Raw genomic sequence first — 16,197 nt, 5'->3', positions numbered from 1 at the left:
TGTCCACCCGCACGGCTTTCATAAAAAAACGCCCGGCAACAGCCGGGCGTTTTAATTTGCGCAAAAGGGTGGCATTCCACCCCTCATTACTTGGCGGCGCGCGCCTGGGTCAGCCAGTCGTTCACCAGCACCTCGTGGCCCTTGAGCCAGGCGTCGGCGTGACGCTCCACATCCGCCGGCTTGTTCTGCCCCTTGTTCATCAGGCCGTTCTGCACGTTGATGTCATTGAGCGGAAGCTTGACGATGGAGAACAGCCTGGCGGCTGCCGGGTTGGCCTCGGCAAACTGCTTGTTGGCGACGATGTGCATGGTGTTGACCGGGAAGCCGTAGTTCTTGCCGTTCGGCAGCCGGGTCTTGGCCGCATCAGGGCCGTCGGCGGGCACCTCCAGCCACACCACGTCCTTGCCCGGCACCAGCTCGCTGCTGAGCCAGTAGGGAGTCCAGGTGTAGTAGAGCACCGGCTTGCCGGCCTGGTAACGGGCACGGGTATCGGCGATCAGCGCCGCGTAGTTGCCCTGCTTGTGAGTGACGGTCGGGGTCAGGCCAAACCCGGCCAGATGACGGTTGATCGCCTCTTCGCAGCCCCAGCCCGGATTGCAACCCACCAGGTCGGCCTTGCCGTCGCCATCGCCGTCAAACAGCGCCGCCAGCTTGGGATCCTTGAGCTGACCCAGATTGGTGATGCCGTAGCGAGTCGCGGTCTGCTTGTCGATGAGATAGCCCTGGGCGGCCCCGGCCACATAGGTGCCCTCACGGAAGAACACCTTGTCGCCGCCAGCCTGCTCATACTTGTTGTTTTGCAGCGGTATCCAGTTGAAGGCGAGGAAGGTGCCATCCCCCTGCGCCACCGAGGCGTAGGCCACGTTGTAATCCACCTCCTGGGCCAGCTGGACGTCATAGCCGAGGCGCGCCATCAGCTTGCTGACCAACAGGGTCTGAAAACTCTCCTCCGGCAACGAGCTCTGCAGGGGCTGGACGCGCACTCCCTCCCCCGGCAGCTCGGTGCTGGCCATGGCGAGCGGGCCGAGCAGTTGGGAGCTCAACAGCAGGGAACCCAGGGTCAGCGTCTTGGTAATGAGCCTCATGCATTTACTCCTTTGTAATCGATAGACTTGTCACGGCCGAGCAGGCGCAGCAGCAGGGCGGCGGGGCCGCGCTGATACCAGCGGCCGGTACGACTGCGATCCGGCTGTCCCATCGCCTGGGTCAGGCGGTCGAGCACGATGGCCAGCAATACGATGCCGAGGCCGCCGATGGAGGCAAGCCCCATGTCGAGCCGGCCGATGCCGCGCAGCACCATCTGGCCGAGGCCCCCCACCGCAATCATGGAGGCGATCACCACCATGGAGAGTGCCAGCATCAGGGTCTGGTTGACCCCGGCCATGATGGTGGGCATGGCGAGCGGCAGTTGTACCTTGAACAGCAGCTGAGAGGGGCTGGCACCGAACGAGTGGGCCGCCTCAACCAGATCCGCAGGCACCTGGCGAATGCCCAGCATGGTCAGCCGGATCATCGGCGGCAGCGCGAAGATGACGGTCACCACCACCCCGGGCACGTTGCCGATACCGAACAGCATGACGATGGGGATGAGGTAGACGAAGGCCGGGGTAGTCTGCATCGCATCCAGCAGCGGCCGGGTCCAGCGCGACAGTCGCTCGCTCCTCGCCAGCAGGATGCCGACCGGCAGCCCGATCAGCACGCAGAAGAACAGCGAGGTCAGCACCAGCGACAGGGTCACCATGGCATCGGACCAGGCGCCGATAAGGCCCACCACCACCAGTGAGAACAGGGTTCCCAGCGCCATGCGAGCGTTCACCAGTTGCCAGGCGATCAGGGTCAGCAGACCGATCATCAGGGTGGAAGGTACCGTCTGCAGCAGATGGGTCATGCCGCCCAGCGCCAGCTCCACCGGTGCACGGATCAGCTGAAACACGGGACGCAGGTTGTCCACCAGCCAGCCGATGCCATCCTCGACCCAGCTGTCCAGTGGCACCAACGCCTGCTGGAAGGGATCCAGCCAGTCGACGGCAGCTGTGGTATCCACCGTCTCGATCTGGTTCTGCCAGTCGGTGGCGGCGGTGGCGGTATCACTCCAGGGATCGGCCACCTCGGTGGCACTAGAAGCCGTGGCGCCCCAAGGGTCGGCCGCCACCTCATCGGCACGCAGGGCGGGGCTCGCCAGCAGCACCAGGGCCAGCAGCCCGCTCAGTAAAAAATGGGGATTCATCTGCTTCATGCCGGGGTACTCCTGTCCAGGGTGTTCAGCAGGTTGGCCTTGGAGATGAGGCCCAGATAAGTGCCATCCTCCTCGACCACGGGCACCTGACAGGGGGCGGCCGCCACCTGGCTGATCAGTTCGTTGAGGGCGGTGTCCGCCATAATGGGCCGGATGTCCGCCAGCAGCGCCTGCTCCAGGCTGCCTTTGGCCCTGACTGCATGACCGAGCGACTCCACCGAGACGACCCCGATGAAGCGACGCCGGCGATCCACCACGTAACCGAACTCCCGCTCCTGCTCCTTGAGCTGGCGCAGGGCGTTGCCCGGCCCGTCGGTGGTGTGCTTCTTGATGAGCGGCATCTGCTTGCGGCTGGCCACGTCGCGGGCGCTGAACACGTTGGCCAGATCCACCCCGCGAAAGAAGGCGCGCACATAGTCATTGGCGGGCTGGTTGAGGATCTCGTCCGGGGTGCCGACCTGCACCAGCTGGCCGTCCTGCATGATGGCGATGCGATCGCCGATACGCATCGCCTCGTCCAGATCGTGAGAGATGAAGACGATGGTGCGCTGCTGGCTGGCCTGCAGCTTGAGCAGCTCGTCCTGCATCTCGGTGCGGATCAGCGGATCCAGCGCCGAAAAAGCCTCGTCCATCAGCAGGATGTCAGGGTCGTTGGCGAGTGCGCGGGCCAGGCCGACCCGCTGCTTCATGCCGCCGGAGAGGGCATCGGGGAAGGCATCGATCCACTGACCCAACCCCACCTGATGGAGCGCCTGGCGGGCGCTCTGCTGGCGCTCCGCCAGCGGCACACCGGCCAGCTCCAGCCCGAAGGCGGTGTTTTCCAGCACGCTCAGGTGCGGCATCAGGGCGAAGGACTGGAATACCATGCTGATCTTCTTGCGCCGCACCTGACGCAGCTCGCCGTCGGAGATGGCGGCGATGTCCTCGCCATCGATCAGTACCTGGCCGCGGGTCGGCTCGATCAGCCGGTTGAAGAGACGCACCAGGGTGGATTTGCCCGAGCCGGAGAGGCCCATCACCACGAAGATCTCCCCTTCGTCGATGGCCAGATTGACATCCTGGACCCCCAGGGTCTGCCCGGTTTTTTGCAGGATGCTGGCGCGGTCATGCCCTTTCGCCAGCAATTTGAACGCTTTTTCCGGCTGATCGCCGAAGATTTTGTAGAGTGATTTAACCTCGAGTTTGACTGTCATACTGTCCTTTTTTCATGGTCGACATCTTGGTGATTAACCTGCCGAACGCGAGCCAACTGCTTTTTACACTAAGCAATAAACACCCAAAACAAAAGAACCAATAGAGTCCCCAAAAACAAACCACAAAATAAACAATTGATTTTAAAAAGTTATTTTTATCAATAAAAACCGAACAAAGCCTGGTCTTATCCATAAAATCTTCCATATAAAACGAAGATACACTGGGAAAAATCATTCAAAAACAATAAAAAAAGCGCAAAAAAATGCAGGTTAATGACGGTAACTGTGTGACGCGCCATCCAGATAATCAACAGCGACCAAATAATTACACATCTAACTATTTATTGGTCACAATGAGGACAGATTGGGGGACAAGAAAAGGAGCAGAGGAGGGGCAGAGCAGAGGATGAAGGTGCGTTCACACGCCGCGATGAGATCGCCCTGCCACCTCTGGACAATCGGCCTGCTGGCACGGAGCTTCTGGCAAATAGCCCGTGCGAAAAAAGCCCCTTGTGCAACACAAGGGGCTATCAGCCAGAGCGGTAACGCCCGTCAACGCCGCTGCCAGGTTTCGAAACAGTAGAAGTGGGGATTCTTCTCGTCAGGCTGATGTGACTCGCGCTCGATGCACGACCAGTCGCCCTCGTCGAAGGCCGGAAAGCGGGTATCCCCCTCCACCGCCAGATCGATGCGGGTCAGGTAGAGACAATCCGCGCTCGGCAACATCTCGGCATAGAGATGACCACCACCGATCACCATCAACTCCTCCACCGAGCTGCCTGCCAACAGAGCCAGCGCCGCCTCGACGGAGCCCACCACCTCAATGCCCTCAGCCTGATAGTCGGGATTGCGGCTGATCACCAGATTGCGCCGTCCGGGCAGCGGTCGACCAATGGATTCGAAGGTTTTGCGCCCCATCAATACCGGTTTACCGAGGGTGACACGCTTGAAGTGAGCCAGATCGGCAGGCAGATGCCAGGGCATCTGGTTGTCCTTGCCGATCAGCCTGTCGTGGGCCATGGCGGCAATCATGGAAATCTTCATGGGGCCTCTCACCGTCTGTCAGATTATGGGGCGGTTACGGTACACGACCAGAGAGGGGATCGCCAAACCGAAACTGAGGGCACCGACGATAAAGAGCGCCTTGAGGCCGTTCTCCACCGCACTCTGGATCAACTCCATGGTCACGCCGTTGATGTTGAGCTCCACCACCGCAATCATGGTCTTGAAGGCATAACTCCCCGGGATCATCGGAATGATGGAGGCAACGCTAAACACCGGACGCGGTGCCAGCAGACGGCGCGACCAGTAGACGCAGACAAAGCCGACCGTAGTTGCCGCCGCCAGCGTCGCCCACTCGATGGGCATGCCGTAGTGGATCAGCAGGGTACGCAAGCTGTGGGCCAGCGCGCCGCCCATGGCGCAATACTTCAGCATCCGTGGCGGCACGTTGAACAGCATGGCAAACCCCACCGCCGGAATGGAGGACCAGAAGGCATCCTTGGCCAGTAGCCAGAGCAAATCCATCATACTTTCCACCCCCAGATACCGGTGACCGACATGGCCAAAATGATACCTATGGCGGCGCTGATGGTCAGCAGGGTCGCAGTCCCCCAGCGGGCCAGCCCCATGTTGAAGTAGCCCTTCACCATATCGGAGACCGCATTGATCAGCGGAAAGCCCGGCACCAGCAGCAGCACGCTGGCCGCCATGGCGAGATAGGGCTGGTCACCCCAGTTAAAGAAGGTGGCGCTGGAGGAGAGCAAAGTAGCGATAAAGCCAGTGGCGGCAAAGTTGATGAGCGGGCTGTGGTGATGGCGAGCCATCAGCTGGCGCACCCGCATCGCCACGGCAGATGAGAAGCAGGTCACCAGGAAGATGGGCCAGTCACCGCCAAACAGCAGGCTAAAGGCACCACAGGAGAGCCCCACCATGGGGACCACCAACCAGGGGTGATAGTGAAAGGGGACGATGGCTTCGAGGCGCTGACGCACTTCACGGGCGCCGATCAGCTCTTTCTCCGCCATGATGCAGATCCGCTGGATTTCGCACACCACCTGCATGTTGATGCCATGTTCACGCACCCGCCGGGTAGTGGTAACACAGCCCCCCTGATAGAGGCTGGTGAGCACGATGGCACTGGAAGAGATGGCCATCTCGACACTCTCCAGCCCCAGCGCCATCCCCAGCCGCACCGTGGTCTGCTCGATGATCCTGCTCTCCGCCCCGAACTGGGCCAACATCTGACCCACCTTGACGATAATGCGGGTGATCTCTGTCTGTTGCTCCCGCGACAACACCCGTCTTGGTGTGATACTTCTCATAATCCCTTCGAGTCGTAGCAATAAAAATTTCGGCCATATTAGCCTAACTTTTACTGTTATTCATCCACCCCTATCACAACCTGACTAATTAGTTATTACAAGAAGGAGAAAAGAAATTACATCACAAATACATTACGACTAACATTAAAAATCATAACAATCAGGTCGCCAGCAATTCCCTTTATTATGGCCTCACCGATTTGGCTGAAATATCAACCAAGGGGGTTATTGCAGATTATTTGCGACGTCGATAGTCAGCCAGATGGATTATTTTACCACTGCCATCGCTTTCAGGCGGAGGGTCCCCCTCTTCTCTGAACTGGCTCATTTCGCTGCGCATCAAATAAAAAGATTCCCGCATCATGTTGGTAATCCGGATACAGCTATCAAGATTGTTTTTCGCCAGACGGCGCTGACCATCAATCTTGAACTGCAACCCGCGCAGACGGCGCTGCTGATCGGGGCTCGCTCGGGCCATCAACTGGTCGATCTGCTGCTCCAGAATCGCATCCAGCCGGGAGGGCTCACTCGCGGCCAACTCCTTCAGGGTGTCAAAATCAGGCAACTCCATATGCCCTCCTTGGCGACTATTGCTGGCTCTACAACTTGAGGAACCAGCCATATAAAACTTTATATACGACCGAGCGGCAAAGAGCTCACCACACCACTCAGGTAATCGTTATTAAAATGGCAACCATGATGAAAATCATCCATTGAAATAACATGCAGAAACAAACATTTGCTTAAAAAAGAAAGAGCATGCAAAACACTTAGACATTTTAGGCTGCTTTTTTATGTTTTTTATTTCCAATAAAAGTCGGGATAAATTAATTTTGCTTCATTCGACTCTTTATCATCCATAAAATGACCAGTAGCTCCTTCCGACGATTTAACATATCTCACTGATTATGTTATTTTAATTGCCACTTTTATCGGACATTCAAGAGCAGACCATGAGCAAGGCAAAAATCGGTATCGTCACCGTCAGCGATCGCGCCAGCGCGGGCATCTATGAAGACCTCTCCGGCAAGGCCATCATCGACACCCTGAACGCCTATCTGACCTCGGAGTGGGAACCTGTCTATCAGGTGATCCCCGATGAACAGGATCAGATTGAAGCGACCCTGATCCGGCTGGCGGATGAAGAGCAGTGTTGTCTCATCGTCACCACAGGCGGCACCGGCCCGGCCAAGCGGGATGTCACGCCGGAAGCGACCGAAGCGGTGTGTGATCGAATGATGCCGGGCTTTGGCGAGCTGATGCGGGCCGAATCCCTCAAGTTTGTGCCGACCGCCATTCTGTCGCGCCAGACTGCCGGGCTGCGCGACGATACCCTGATCGTCAATCTGCCGGGCAAGCCCAAATCGATCCGCGAGTGTCTGGATGCAGTATTCCCCGCCATCCCCTACTGCATCGATTTGATGGAAGGGCCGTATCTTGAGTGCGATGAAACTGTCATCAAGCCATTTCGGCCGAAAAAATAGCAAAGCCGACCATAAAAAATAATGGCGAGCCACGGCTCGCCATTATTTTTAGCTCATCTGTTTGCGCAGACAAAATGCATCGATTATTTACGGCCGAATACTTTTACGCCCGCTTTGCTGCGCTCTGAATTACCGTACACTTCTATCTTTTTCACACAACGACGCGAACCCAGTGATTTCCACTCGGTCTCTTTATCACTGCTCATCTCCCGATCGAAGCGAATGGTTTTGGTACGATCACCACCATAGGTCACCACCACCCGATCCAGGGTCAAATCACGTTCCGCCTTCACCTTGATATATTTGGTCTGACGGCAAATCACCAAAGGAATTGTCGCACCATGATCACCGGCCCCCAGCAAAATAGTCCGCCCCAGCGTGAACTGATCATCGCCAGCATGGCTGGCTGACGCCACCACCAGCAAGACACCACCCAGCAGGGTGCGCGCGGAAAAACGGGAATTCCAGATAGACATCAGGGACATAACACCTCCAATAAAAAACGGAGTGCAATAATACGGACCGAACCATAACGGAAGCTGTACCCGAACGCGCATTTGCGGCGAAAGAGGGGCGATTGCCTGGAGAAAATGGAGGAATTTGCCGGTAAAAATGTGAAGGGCCGCATATTGCGGCCCTGACTGCATATGAGCGCTCAACGCTCCATGATCTGGGTCACATCTTCTTTATTGATCATCACCTCACGCCCTTCATGATCGTAATAGCGATACATACCGGTACTCTCGTCCAGCTTGGGCTTGCTCTCTGTGGTGATCATCTTGCCATCCTTGGTGCTCATGATGTATTGGGAGCTGCATGCTACCAGCCCCAGGGCGCACACCAGGATCATCATCAGTTTTTTCATAGGCGCACTCTTCTCCTTTCACCCTCACCACGAGGGTGTCATATCCAGCCTACTCCAATCCGGCAGGCAGTCGGAAACTTGCACAATAAAGTGAGATCACCATCAAAAATCAGTTACTTGCGACCACCCGGTTTGCCACTGCTACCGGTACCGGAACCACAGCCAAGTGCCAGCCGATCTGCCGCGGCTCTGGCCTGCACCAGACCATAGCCATAGCTGTTGTCCCGTCCGACAGCCCCCAGATCCTGGGCGCTGCTGCGCAGGGTCTGGCGCAGTTGATCATTGCTGCACTCCAGCCGCTGTGACCAGGCCAGGGTGGCGACCCCGACCACATGAGGGGTCGCCATCGAGGTACCGCTGTAGCTGGCGTAACCACTCGGCACGGTCGACAGCACAGCAACACCGGGGGCCGCCAGCTCCACCTGATCGTTGCGTTGCGAGAAATAAGCCAACTGCTTGCTGCCATCGATAGCAGCCACGCTCACCACACTGCTGTAAGAGGCGGGATAGGACTTGCTGGTGTTGCCCGCATTGCCCGCCGCCGCCACACTCAACACATTCTGGCTGTAAGCCTGATTGAACGCCTGCTCTTCCGTCTTGCTGGGCACATTGCCCCCTAGGCTCATGTTGATGACCATGCGAGTAAAGCCACGACTGCTCATCCCCTGCTTGCAGGCATTGAGAGCCCCCACCAGGTTGGAGGTATAGGCCCAGCCGTTGGCGCCAAACACCTTGATGATGTGCAGCGGGACACTCTGATTCGGCAAGACACCGACCACGCCCATGTCGTTCCCCCCAATGGCGGCTATGGTGCCTGCCACGTGGGTGCCGTGACCGTTTTCGTCACTGCTCCAGCTGCCTGTACCTGCGTTGTCACTACCCTGCACCTGCGCCCCATGGGGCAGATCCGGGTGATTGCCGCTATAGCCAGAGTCAATGATGCACACCAGCACCTCTCCGGCCATACCATCGCTCAGTTGTGGCGCCTGTACCATGGGAATGCCATAAGGCAGGGTCTCGGCACTGGCATAACGCTTGGCATCCGGCTCCACCCACAGCACGTTGGGGTTGCGCGCCAGCGCTGTCGCTGCAGCAGCTGGCAACCAGAGCGCCAGCGCATGCTGCTAGGGCAGTTGCAGGGCCAGCTCGCCCCCCATCCCTTTGCTTTGGGCCAGCACAGCGGCCTCCGCCCCCGGCTTGAGTTGCACCAGATAACGAGCCCGTTCGGCAGCCATTACCCCCTGTGCCAGTACGCCTGCCACCAGCAGGCCTGTCCATATCCGTCTCATCAGTCACTCCTTCCATCGACCTGATAGCCACCAGCAAAGTGTAGTGGCAGGCTGGCGCAGGTCCGAGCGGATACAAAAAGGCCGGACATCTGTCCGGCCTCTTCTTTCAAGCGCAAGCGCGCAATCATGACTTGGCAGGCTGACGCTCACCGGTCACGGTCGGGTTCTTGGGATCGGAACTCCACTCGTACCAACCGCCGTCGTAGACGCTGATCTGTTTCCAGTCCATCAGCCAGGCGTAGAAGAAGGCCTCGGAGGCGCGCCAGCCGGTACCACAGTAGAACGCAGCCTGCTGAGTTGGCTCGATGTTCCACTGATCCCACATGGCGAGGATCTCGCGGGCCGGCTTCATGGTGCCGTCCGGGTTGTGGAAATCGCTCATGCTGTTGGCATCGATGCCACCATGACCCCACTTGGCCCCCGGGATATCGCCCTTCGGCTTGATGTAGCTGTAACCTGAGGTGTTGCCGACAAACTCGTCCCAGGTGCGCACGCTGACTAGGGCGCTATCGGGCTTCTTGAGCAGCTCTTTCGCCTGACTTAGCGTGGTGTAGTACTCGGGGTGAGCGGGAATGGCCACGCCAAACTCCTTCACCGGCTCATATTTGTTGGGCAGACCGGTTTCGGTACGCAGGTGCTGGATAAACCAGGCATCCAGACCACCGTCCAGCAGGCGCACATCTTCCACCCCCGCATACATCATCAGATGCGCGGCACGGGCAGCCGCCATGGTGTTGCGACCATAGAGGATGACGGTGGTGTCGTGACGGATGCCGTTATCCAGCAGCAGCTTCTTGAGCGCTTCGTCAGAGACCTTGTTCCACAGCGGCTCCTCTTCGAGGCTGTTGGTATCGATATAACCGGCCCCCGGGATGTGGCTGATGAGGTAGGCCTTGGGTGAACCCCAATCCACTTCAAACAGCTTCCAGTCACCCTTGGGCGCAGCGGCAACCGGCTTGCCCTCTTGCAGATCCGCCAACCAGCGCGGATAGACCAGCTGCTGCCAGCGTGCCAGCGACTCGCGCGGTGCGGCTTGCCACCCTTGCAGCTCGAACAGCTGCTTGACCCCCTGCTTGCGCAGCAGACGGGCCACCTCGGCCACTTCGCGGGACGCACCGTAGAGGGCAACCGGACGATCGGCCTTCAGCCCCTTGATCTCGAGCGCCTTTGGCCATTCTTCATCGCTGTATTTCCACTCGGCTGAGAGGTTCTCGGCGCCCGCTACATGGCCGCCCTGCTTCTCCCCTTCCATCGGCCACCCCTGATAGAAGTAGCTGGCGCGGGTATCCAGGATGACAGCCTGTTTGGCCTTGGCATCGGCCAACGAGAGCGGTGGCAACTCCCCTGCCACGGCGGGCAGGGCACACCAGAGCAGTAAGGTCGCCAGCGCGGCCTGCAGGAAGCGAAGATGTCGTTTCATGGTGATTTCTCGATTCATAGTGAACAAGGTTAAAAAATGGAGCGACCCAGCCGCTCGGCCAGCAGCTCCAGCGCCGCCGTGCCCGCCAGCGAGTTACCGGCTTTGTTGAGCTCGGGCGACCAGACACAGACGCAGAGCTCGCCCGGGATCAGGGCGATGATACCGCCGCCGACACCCGATTTGCCCGGCATGCCGACCCGATAGGCAAAATCGCCCGCCTCATCATAGAGACCGCAGGTGGCGAGCAGGGCGTTGACCTGCTTGGTGGTGCGGGCGGGCAGCAGCGGTACGCTCTCGCCCAGTGGCACACCACGGTTGGCCAGATAGATGAATGCCCGCGCCAAATCGACGCAGCTCATGCGAATGGCACAGGCATTGAAGTAGCTTTGCAGCACCTTGTCCACTTCGTTTTCGAAGTTGCCATAGGCCTTCATCAGATAGGCGATGGCGGCGTTGCGGGCAGAGTGCTGATATTCGGAGCGAGCGACGACCTGATCCGCCATGATGGCCGGATTGCCGGAAAGGCGGCGCACCAGCTCGAGGGTACGTTGACGGGGCGCTGTGAGGCGGGTCTCCAGCAGATCGCTCACCACCAGCGCCCCGGCATTGATAAAGGGGTTGCGGGGGATCCCCTGCTCGAACTCGAGCTGAACCAGCGAGTTGAAGGGCTGGCCGGAGGGCTCCTTGCCAACCCGGGCCCAGATCTCCTCCTCCTGATAGAGAGTGAGTGCCAGGGTCAGGCTCAGGGCCTTGGAGATACTCTGGATGGAGAAGGGTTCAAAAGCGTCACCGGCGGTGAACAGCTCCCCCTCGACGGTACAGACTGCGATACCCAGCCGATCGGCCGGTACCTGAGCCAGTGCCGGAATGTAGTCGGCCACCTTGCCTTGTCCCAGCAACGGGCGCACCTCTTCAAGGATGCTGGCCAGTAATTCGGATGACAACACCATAAGCAATAAGCGATTCCATGACTAAAACAGCGGTGGAAATCCCATCCCCACTGACAAAAATCCCGCCAGCGGCGGGATTTTTCAGTTACCCACAACAAGGCGCCAGATGCGGCAGCCTTGTATCAGGCCGGTTCACCGTACCAGAGGTCGAACAGCTCGGTAACGACCACGGCTTCCATCCCCTTGCCTTCCAGCCAGGATTTGACGGCAGCGCGGTCTTCTTCGGTACACTTGCCCAGTTGCTGGGTGCAGATCATCCCTTCCCAGGCCAGGTGACCGGAGCCGGCAAAAGCCAGTTTACGGGGTTCAACAACCTCATCGATCATCGCATCGACTACCGCATCGATGGTCTCTTCGGCAGTGCCGACCGGGAAGTTGAAACTGATGTCGAAACCCATTTCCTGGAATTCATCGACGCGCAGTTTCTTGCGCAGGCGGCGGCTACGATTGGCCATGATAGCTCCTCAAGTTAGTTGATACGCTAGGTGTGTTGACGTGCCAGCTTAGCTGACACGCTTGAAAATCAGATCCCAAACCCCGTGGCCGAGACGGTGGCCACGTTGTTCAAATTTGGTCAGCGGACGCCAGTCCGGACGAGGCACCCAGTTGCCGGTGGCAGAGGTGTTCTCGTAACCCTCGGCGGCGCTCATCACTTCCAGCATGTGCTCGGCATAGTTTTCCCAGTCGGTCGCCATGTGGAACACGCCACCGATGGCCAGCTTCTGGCGAATATCCTGGGCAAACGCAGGCTGTACGATGCGGCGCTTGTGGTGACGGCTCTTGTGCCAGGGATCCGGGAAGAAGAGCTGCAGGCAGGAGAGTGAACCGTTCGGGATCATGTGCTCCAGCACCTCGACCGCATCGTGGCAGATCACCTTCAGATTGGTGACGCCCGCTTCCTGAGCGGTACCCAGACAGGCACCCACGCCCGGGGAGTGCACTTCGATACCAATGAAGTTCTTCTCGGGGGCATTCTTCGCCATCTCCACCAGAGAGGCGCCCATGCCAAAGCCGATCTCCAGCACCACAGGTGCTTCACGGCCAAACAGTGCGACCAGATCGAGCTGCTTTGGCTCGAAATCGATGCCCATGACCGGCCAGAGCTCTTCCAGGGCTTTCTCCTGCCCTTTGGTCAGGCGGCCTTCGCGACGGACAAAGCTGCGGATCTTGCGCATGAACTTGCCGTCTTCGTTAAATACATCTTGGGTCACAGGCATAATGGTCTCGTTATTTCATCAATCCGGGTAATACATCTTGTGTCCGATCCCGAGCGGGACCGCTCGCGGCTCGGCATTTCATCGACCCGCGAAAACAGGGAGCGAATTATCCCAAGATAGGCCCAAGGCGCAAGTGTTTCGCGCAACAAATATTCCGGCCATCCACTTCCCTGCACCCTCACTGGCATCACCATACCGACTAACCGTCCAATATAATCCGCAGCAGAGTCGTTCCAGCCCTTTTTTGGCGATTTTTGTGACAATCATTGCCTCATTTCTGAAATCTGATACAAACGGATAACCTGGCGGTCGAATGGAGCGACCGCCCACATGCCGAGAGAATTGTCTATGCAGCCGTTTTTTGCCCAGCGCTTCGAGAAGGTTGAACCTTCCTTTATCCGTGAAATCCTCAAAGTTGCCGCCAATCCGGAGATCATCTCCTTCGCCGGTGGCCTGCCCAATCCCCACCTGTTTCCGGTCAAAGCGATCGATCAGGCCTGTCAGGATGTACTGCGCGAACAGGGGGCTGCGGCCCTGCAATATGCGGCGACCGAGGGCTTCGCCCCGCTGCGCCAGTATATTGCCGACCGCTATCTGACCCGCCACGGCATGCAGGTCAATCCGGACAATATCCTCATCACCAGCGGCTCCCAGCAGGCGCTGGATCTGCTGGGCAAGGTGCTGATCGACGAGGGTCAGGATCTCATCATCGAAGAGCCGGGTTACCTTGGCGCCATTCAGGCTTTTTCTGTCTACCAGCCCACCTTCAAGCCGATCACCCTTGAAGAAGAGGGACTGGATCTGGCGGCGCTGGATGCGCTGCTGGCAAGCGGATCCAATGCCAAGCTGCTCTACTGCGTGCCCAACTTCCAGAACCCGAGCGGTGTCTCCTACAGCCGTGCCAACCGCGAGGCAGTGGCCGAGCGACTGGTGCGCCACGAGCTGTTGATGGTGGAAGATGACCCCTACGGCGAGCTGCGCTTCGAGGGCGAGCATCTGCCCCCCATTGCCAAGCTGGCGCCAAACAATACCGTGCTGCTCGGCTCGTTTTCCAAAACCGTGGTGCCTGCCTTCCGTCTGGGCTGGATGGTGATGCCGGAGTGGCTGCGCAAGAAGGTGACCATCGCCAAGCAGGCGACCGATCTGCACAGCAACGCCTTCAGCCAGCAGGTGCTGCACCGCTTCCTGACCGACAACTCCCTCGACGCTCACCTGGAGAAGATCAAGGAGGTCTATGGCCGCCAGCGCGCCGCCATGGAAGCCGCGCTGGCCCGTCACTGCCCGCCCGGCGTCAGCTACACCCGACCGGAAGGGGGTATGTTCCTCTGGCTGACCCTGCCAGCCCACATCAGTGCCATGGCGCTGTTTGACGAGGCGATCAAGGAGAAGGTGGCTTTCGTACCCGGCGCCCCCTTCTACGTGCGCCCCGAGATCAAGAACACCCTGCGCCTGAGCTTCTCCTGCGTCGATGAAGCGACCATCGAGGAGGGGGTCAAACGCTTGGCCCGCGCCCTCCAGCGCATGCTCTGATCGCCCAAGCCAAACCGTACCAACAATAAACCAGCGAGTGATCGCTGGTTTTTCATGCTCCCCATTCACCCGTTCAGCCAAACAGGGTCTTGCAAAACTGCTTCATCGGGATGGGGCGGCTATAACGATACCCTTGCAGATAGTCAACGTGGCGCGCCCGCAGGTAGTCCGCCTGCGACTGCTTCTCGACCCCCTCCGCGATCAGGATCAATTCAAGTCGCTTCGCCAGATCAATCACGTTTTCAACGATATGGCTGGAGAGTGCATCCGTGCCGATCATCTCCACAAAGCTCCGGTCAATCTTGATTGCATCGACCTGAAACTGTTGCAGATAGGTGAGACTGGAGTGACCGGTGCCAAAATCATCGATAGAGATCAACACGCCCAGTTTGCGCAATTCGGCAAACATCCGGGCGGTTGTCTCATCAGCTACCAGCAGTTCACGCTCGGTCAGCTCCAGCCCCAAATCAACGGGATTGTCCTTAAACGCGTCGAGAAACGCCTTGCAGTCAGCCAACAGGTCGAGATCCTGAAAGTGTTTGGCGCTGATATTGAAGCAAAAATGGAACTTGGCCGGCAGCTTGCGGGCATAAGGGGAGAAGTGGTCGCGCACCTGCGCCATCAACAGGCTGGTCATGGGCACGATCAACCCGCTATCTTCCGCCAGCGGAATAAAGCGATCCGGCGAGATCATCCCCTGCTTGGGATGCTGCCAGCGCATCAGCACCTCACAGCCACGCCACTGCTCATCCTCACCGGAGACCACCGGCTGCAGATAGGGGATAAACTCCTCCTCGATCAACGCCCGCTTGAGCTCCTCCGCTGGCGAGCTGCTACGCCCCACCAGCCTGAAGGTGCCGAATCCAATCAGCAGCGCCAGCAACGGAAAGAGGAACAAGGTCTCTCTGGAGTGGCGCCATGCATGGCTCAAGTAGTCATGCACCGTCACCCAGGTGACGACCTGATAGGGGAAATCGGCTGAAGATAGCACCATATACCCCTCTTTTGCTGGAGAGGGCGCCGCCCCGACCTGACCTGAACCAAACAGCGCCCTCTGCCCCACTACCAGGGCTATCGGGGAGTTCTTGCTGGAGATCTCCAGAGTATTGCGCAGGTAGTAGCCATCTACACCGATCAGCACACTCCCCTTGTCCGTTGCTTGACGCAGCACAATCAAGGGGCGATCCGGTGTGACCTCATTACCAGGCAGCAGTTGCAACCAGCCAGCCACGAAGTTGTCTGGATTGAAAGGGCCATCGTAGTCGCCATAGAGTGAGGAGCAGTAGATACGACTGCCGACAGCCAGATTGGCGGACCGCACATCGGGGATCGTAGCCACCTGCTCGCGTAGCAGTTGTGCCGCCTCCTTACAGGGGTGACCAAGCATCCCCTCCACATTGATGGCCGCTTGCCGGGCATGGCCGATGGTGCGATCAAACATCACACGGGCATGCTGCAACCGTGAATCGGCATCACGCTCTATCTCCGTCACGGTCTGCCAGATAACTGCAATAACCCCCAGCAGCAGGATCCCGCCCCCCATCAGCAGCGCCAGCAGAAGCCTCGAGTAAAGCTGGCGAAGTTTCAAACGACGAAATGGCATGGCGGCCTCTTTGATGCTCGGATAATGGGTGACAGCCTCGTTGGACAGGCGAAAAGGGTCGCCATAATAGCGATTGATCAACAAAT

At 58.6% G+C, this 16,197-nt stretch carries 16 protein-coding genes and 1 pseudogene; 2 read left to right on the top strand and 15 right to left on the bottom strand.

What is annotated here, in order from left to right; translation table 11 throughout:
- Positions 1–86: 86 nt before the first annotated feature.
- The 7 genes from proX to ACTG2G_RS16395 all read right to left on the bottom strand — a co-directional run bounded on the left by proX (position 87) and on the right by ACTG2G_RS16395 (position 6,324).
- The gene (proX, locus tag ACTG2G_RS16425; RefSeq protein ID WP_421323975.1) at positions 87–1,085 is read right to left on the bottom strand and encodes a glycine betaine/L-proline ABC transporter substrate-binding protein ProX; all 999 of its coding nucleotides are present in this window, start codon (positions 1,083–1,085) and stop codon (positions 87–89) included.
- On the bottom strand, positions 1,082–2,236 hold the full coding sequence (proW, locus tag ACTG2G_RS16420; protein WP_421386160.1) for a glycine betaine/L-proline ABC transporter permease ProW: 1,155 nt from the start codon (positions 2,234–2,236) through the stop codon (positions 1,082–1,084). The genes proX and proW overlap by 4 nt, the downstream gene beginning before the upstream one ends.
- Entirely contained in the window at positions 2,233–3,429 is a 1,197-nt protein-coding gene (proV, locus tag ACTG2G_RS16415) for a glycine betaine/L-proline ABC transporter ATP-binding protein ProV (protein ID WP_216953005.1), read from the bottom strand. Before proV ends, proW begins: the two co-directional genes overlap by 4 nt.
- Before the next feature lie 552 nt (positions 3,430–3,981).
- Positions 3,982–4,473, bottom strand: a complete 492-nt coding sequence (folA, locus tag ACTG2G_RS16410) for a type 3 dihydrofolate reductase (RefSeq protein WP_421386159.1) — start codon at positions 4,471–4,473, stop codon at positions 3,982–3,984.
- Between the two features lie 18 nt (positions 4,474–4,491).
- Entirely contained in the window at positions 4,492–4,959 is a 468-nt protein-coding gene (locus ACTG2G_RS16405) for a threonine/serine exporter family protein (protein WP_026035076.1), read from the bottom strand.
- A complete protein-coding gene (locus ACTG2G_RS16400; protein ID WP_005348133.1) occupies positions 4,956–5,753 on the bottom strand; it encodes a threonine/serine exporter family protein in 798 nt (265 codons plus the stop codon). Before ACTG2G_RS16400 ends, ACTG2G_RS16405 begins: the two co-directional genes overlap by 4 nt.
- A 235-nt stretch (positions 5,754–5,988) precedes the next feature.
- Complete coding sequence (locus ACTG2G_RS16395; protein ID WP_021229719.1) at positions 5,989–6,324, bottom strand: DUF3135 domain-containing protein; 336 nt, start codon at positions 6,322–6,324, stop codon at positions 5,989–5,991.
- A gap of 382 nt (positions 6,325–6,706) precedes the next feature.
- Between ACTG2G_RS16395 and mog the strand changes: the two genes are divergently transcribed.
- A complete protein-coding gene (mog, locus tag ACTG2G_RS16390; RefSeq protein WP_005354170.1) occupies positions 6,707–7,237 on the top strand; it encodes a molybdopterin adenylyltransferase in 531 nt (176 codons plus the stop codon).
- A gap of 83 nt (positions 7,238–7,320) precedes the next feature.
- Here the strand turns inward: mog and ACTG2G_RS16385 are convergent, their stop codons facing one another.
- The 7 genes and pseudogenes from ACTG2G_RS16385 to trmB form a co-directional block, all read right to left on the bottom strand.
- Positions 7,321–7,722, bottom strand: coding sequence for a DUF2541 family protein (locus ACTG2G_RS16385; protein WP_129503427.1), 402 nt, complete (start codon positions 7,720–7,722; stop codon positions 7,321–7,323).
- Between the two features lie 170 nt (positions 7,723–7,892).
- A complete protein-coding gene (locus ACTG2G_RS16380; protein ID WP_129503426.1) occupies positions 7,893–8,102 on the bottom strand; it encodes a YgdI/YgdR family lipoprotein in 210 nt (69 codons plus the stop codon).
- Positions 8,103–8,215: 113 nt separating this feature from the next.
- Positions 8,216–9,391 (bottom strand): annotated as a pseudogene (locus tag ACTG2G_RS16375) (S8 family peptidase).
- A 124-nt stretch (positions 9,392–9,515) separates the two neighbouring features.
- Complete coding sequence (locus ACTG2G_RS16370; protein ID WP_421386158.1) at positions 9,516–10,811, bottom strand: sulfurtransferase; 1,296 nt, start codon at positions 10,809–10,811, stop codon at positions 9,516–9,518.
- 29 nt (positions 10,812–10,840) lie between these two features.
- Complete coding sequence (glsB, locus tag ACTG2G_RS16365) at positions 10,841–11,761, bottom strand: glutaminase B (RefSeq protein ID WP_005348151.1); 921 nt, start codon at positions 11,759–11,761, stop codon at positions 10,841–10,843.
- Between the two features lie 122 nt (positions 11,762–11,883).
- The gene (locus ACTG2G_RS16360) at positions 11,884–12,216 is read right to left on the bottom strand and encodes a YggL family protein (protein ID WP_005348158.1); all 333 of its coding nucleotides are present in this window, start codon (positions 12,214–12,216) and stop codon (positions 11,884–11,886) included.
- Between the two features lie 48 nt (positions 12,217–12,264).
- Entirely contained in the window at positions 12,265–12,978 is a 714-nt protein-coding gene (trmB, locus tag ACTG2G_RS16355) for a tRNA (guanosine(46)-N7)-methyltransferase TrmB (RefSeq protein WP_005335228.1), read from the bottom strand.
- Positions 12,979–13,326: 348 nt separating this feature from the next.
- On the opposite strand from trmB, the gene ACTG2G_RS16350 reads away from it, so the two are divergent.
- Positions 13,327–14,508, top strand: coding sequence for a PLP-dependent aminotransferase family protein (locus ACTG2G_RS16350; protein ID WP_439985636.1), 1,182 nt, complete (start codon positions 13,327–13,329; stop codon positions 14,506–14,508).
- A 73-nt stretch (positions 14,509–14,581) separates the two neighbouring features.
- Here the strand turns inward: ACTG2G_RS16350 and ACTG2G_RS16345 are convergent, their stop codons facing one another.
- Positions 14,582–16,111 (bottom strand): EAL domain-containing protein, encoded by a 1,530-nt coding sequence (locus ACTG2G_RS16345; protein WP_439985635.1) that lies wholly within the window; start codon positions 16,109–16,111, stop codon positions 14,582–14,584.
- Positions 16,112–16,197 lie beyond the last annotated feature (86 nt).

Source organism: Aeromonas sp. 55A (assembly GCF_051919665.1).
GTDB lineage: Bacteria > Pseudomonadota > Gammaproteobacteria > Enterobacterales > Aeromonadaceae > Aeromonas > Aeromonas veronii.
The sequence above is the reverse complement of the archived record's forward strand: the minus strand, read 5'-3'. Positions and strand labels throughout refer to the sequence as shown.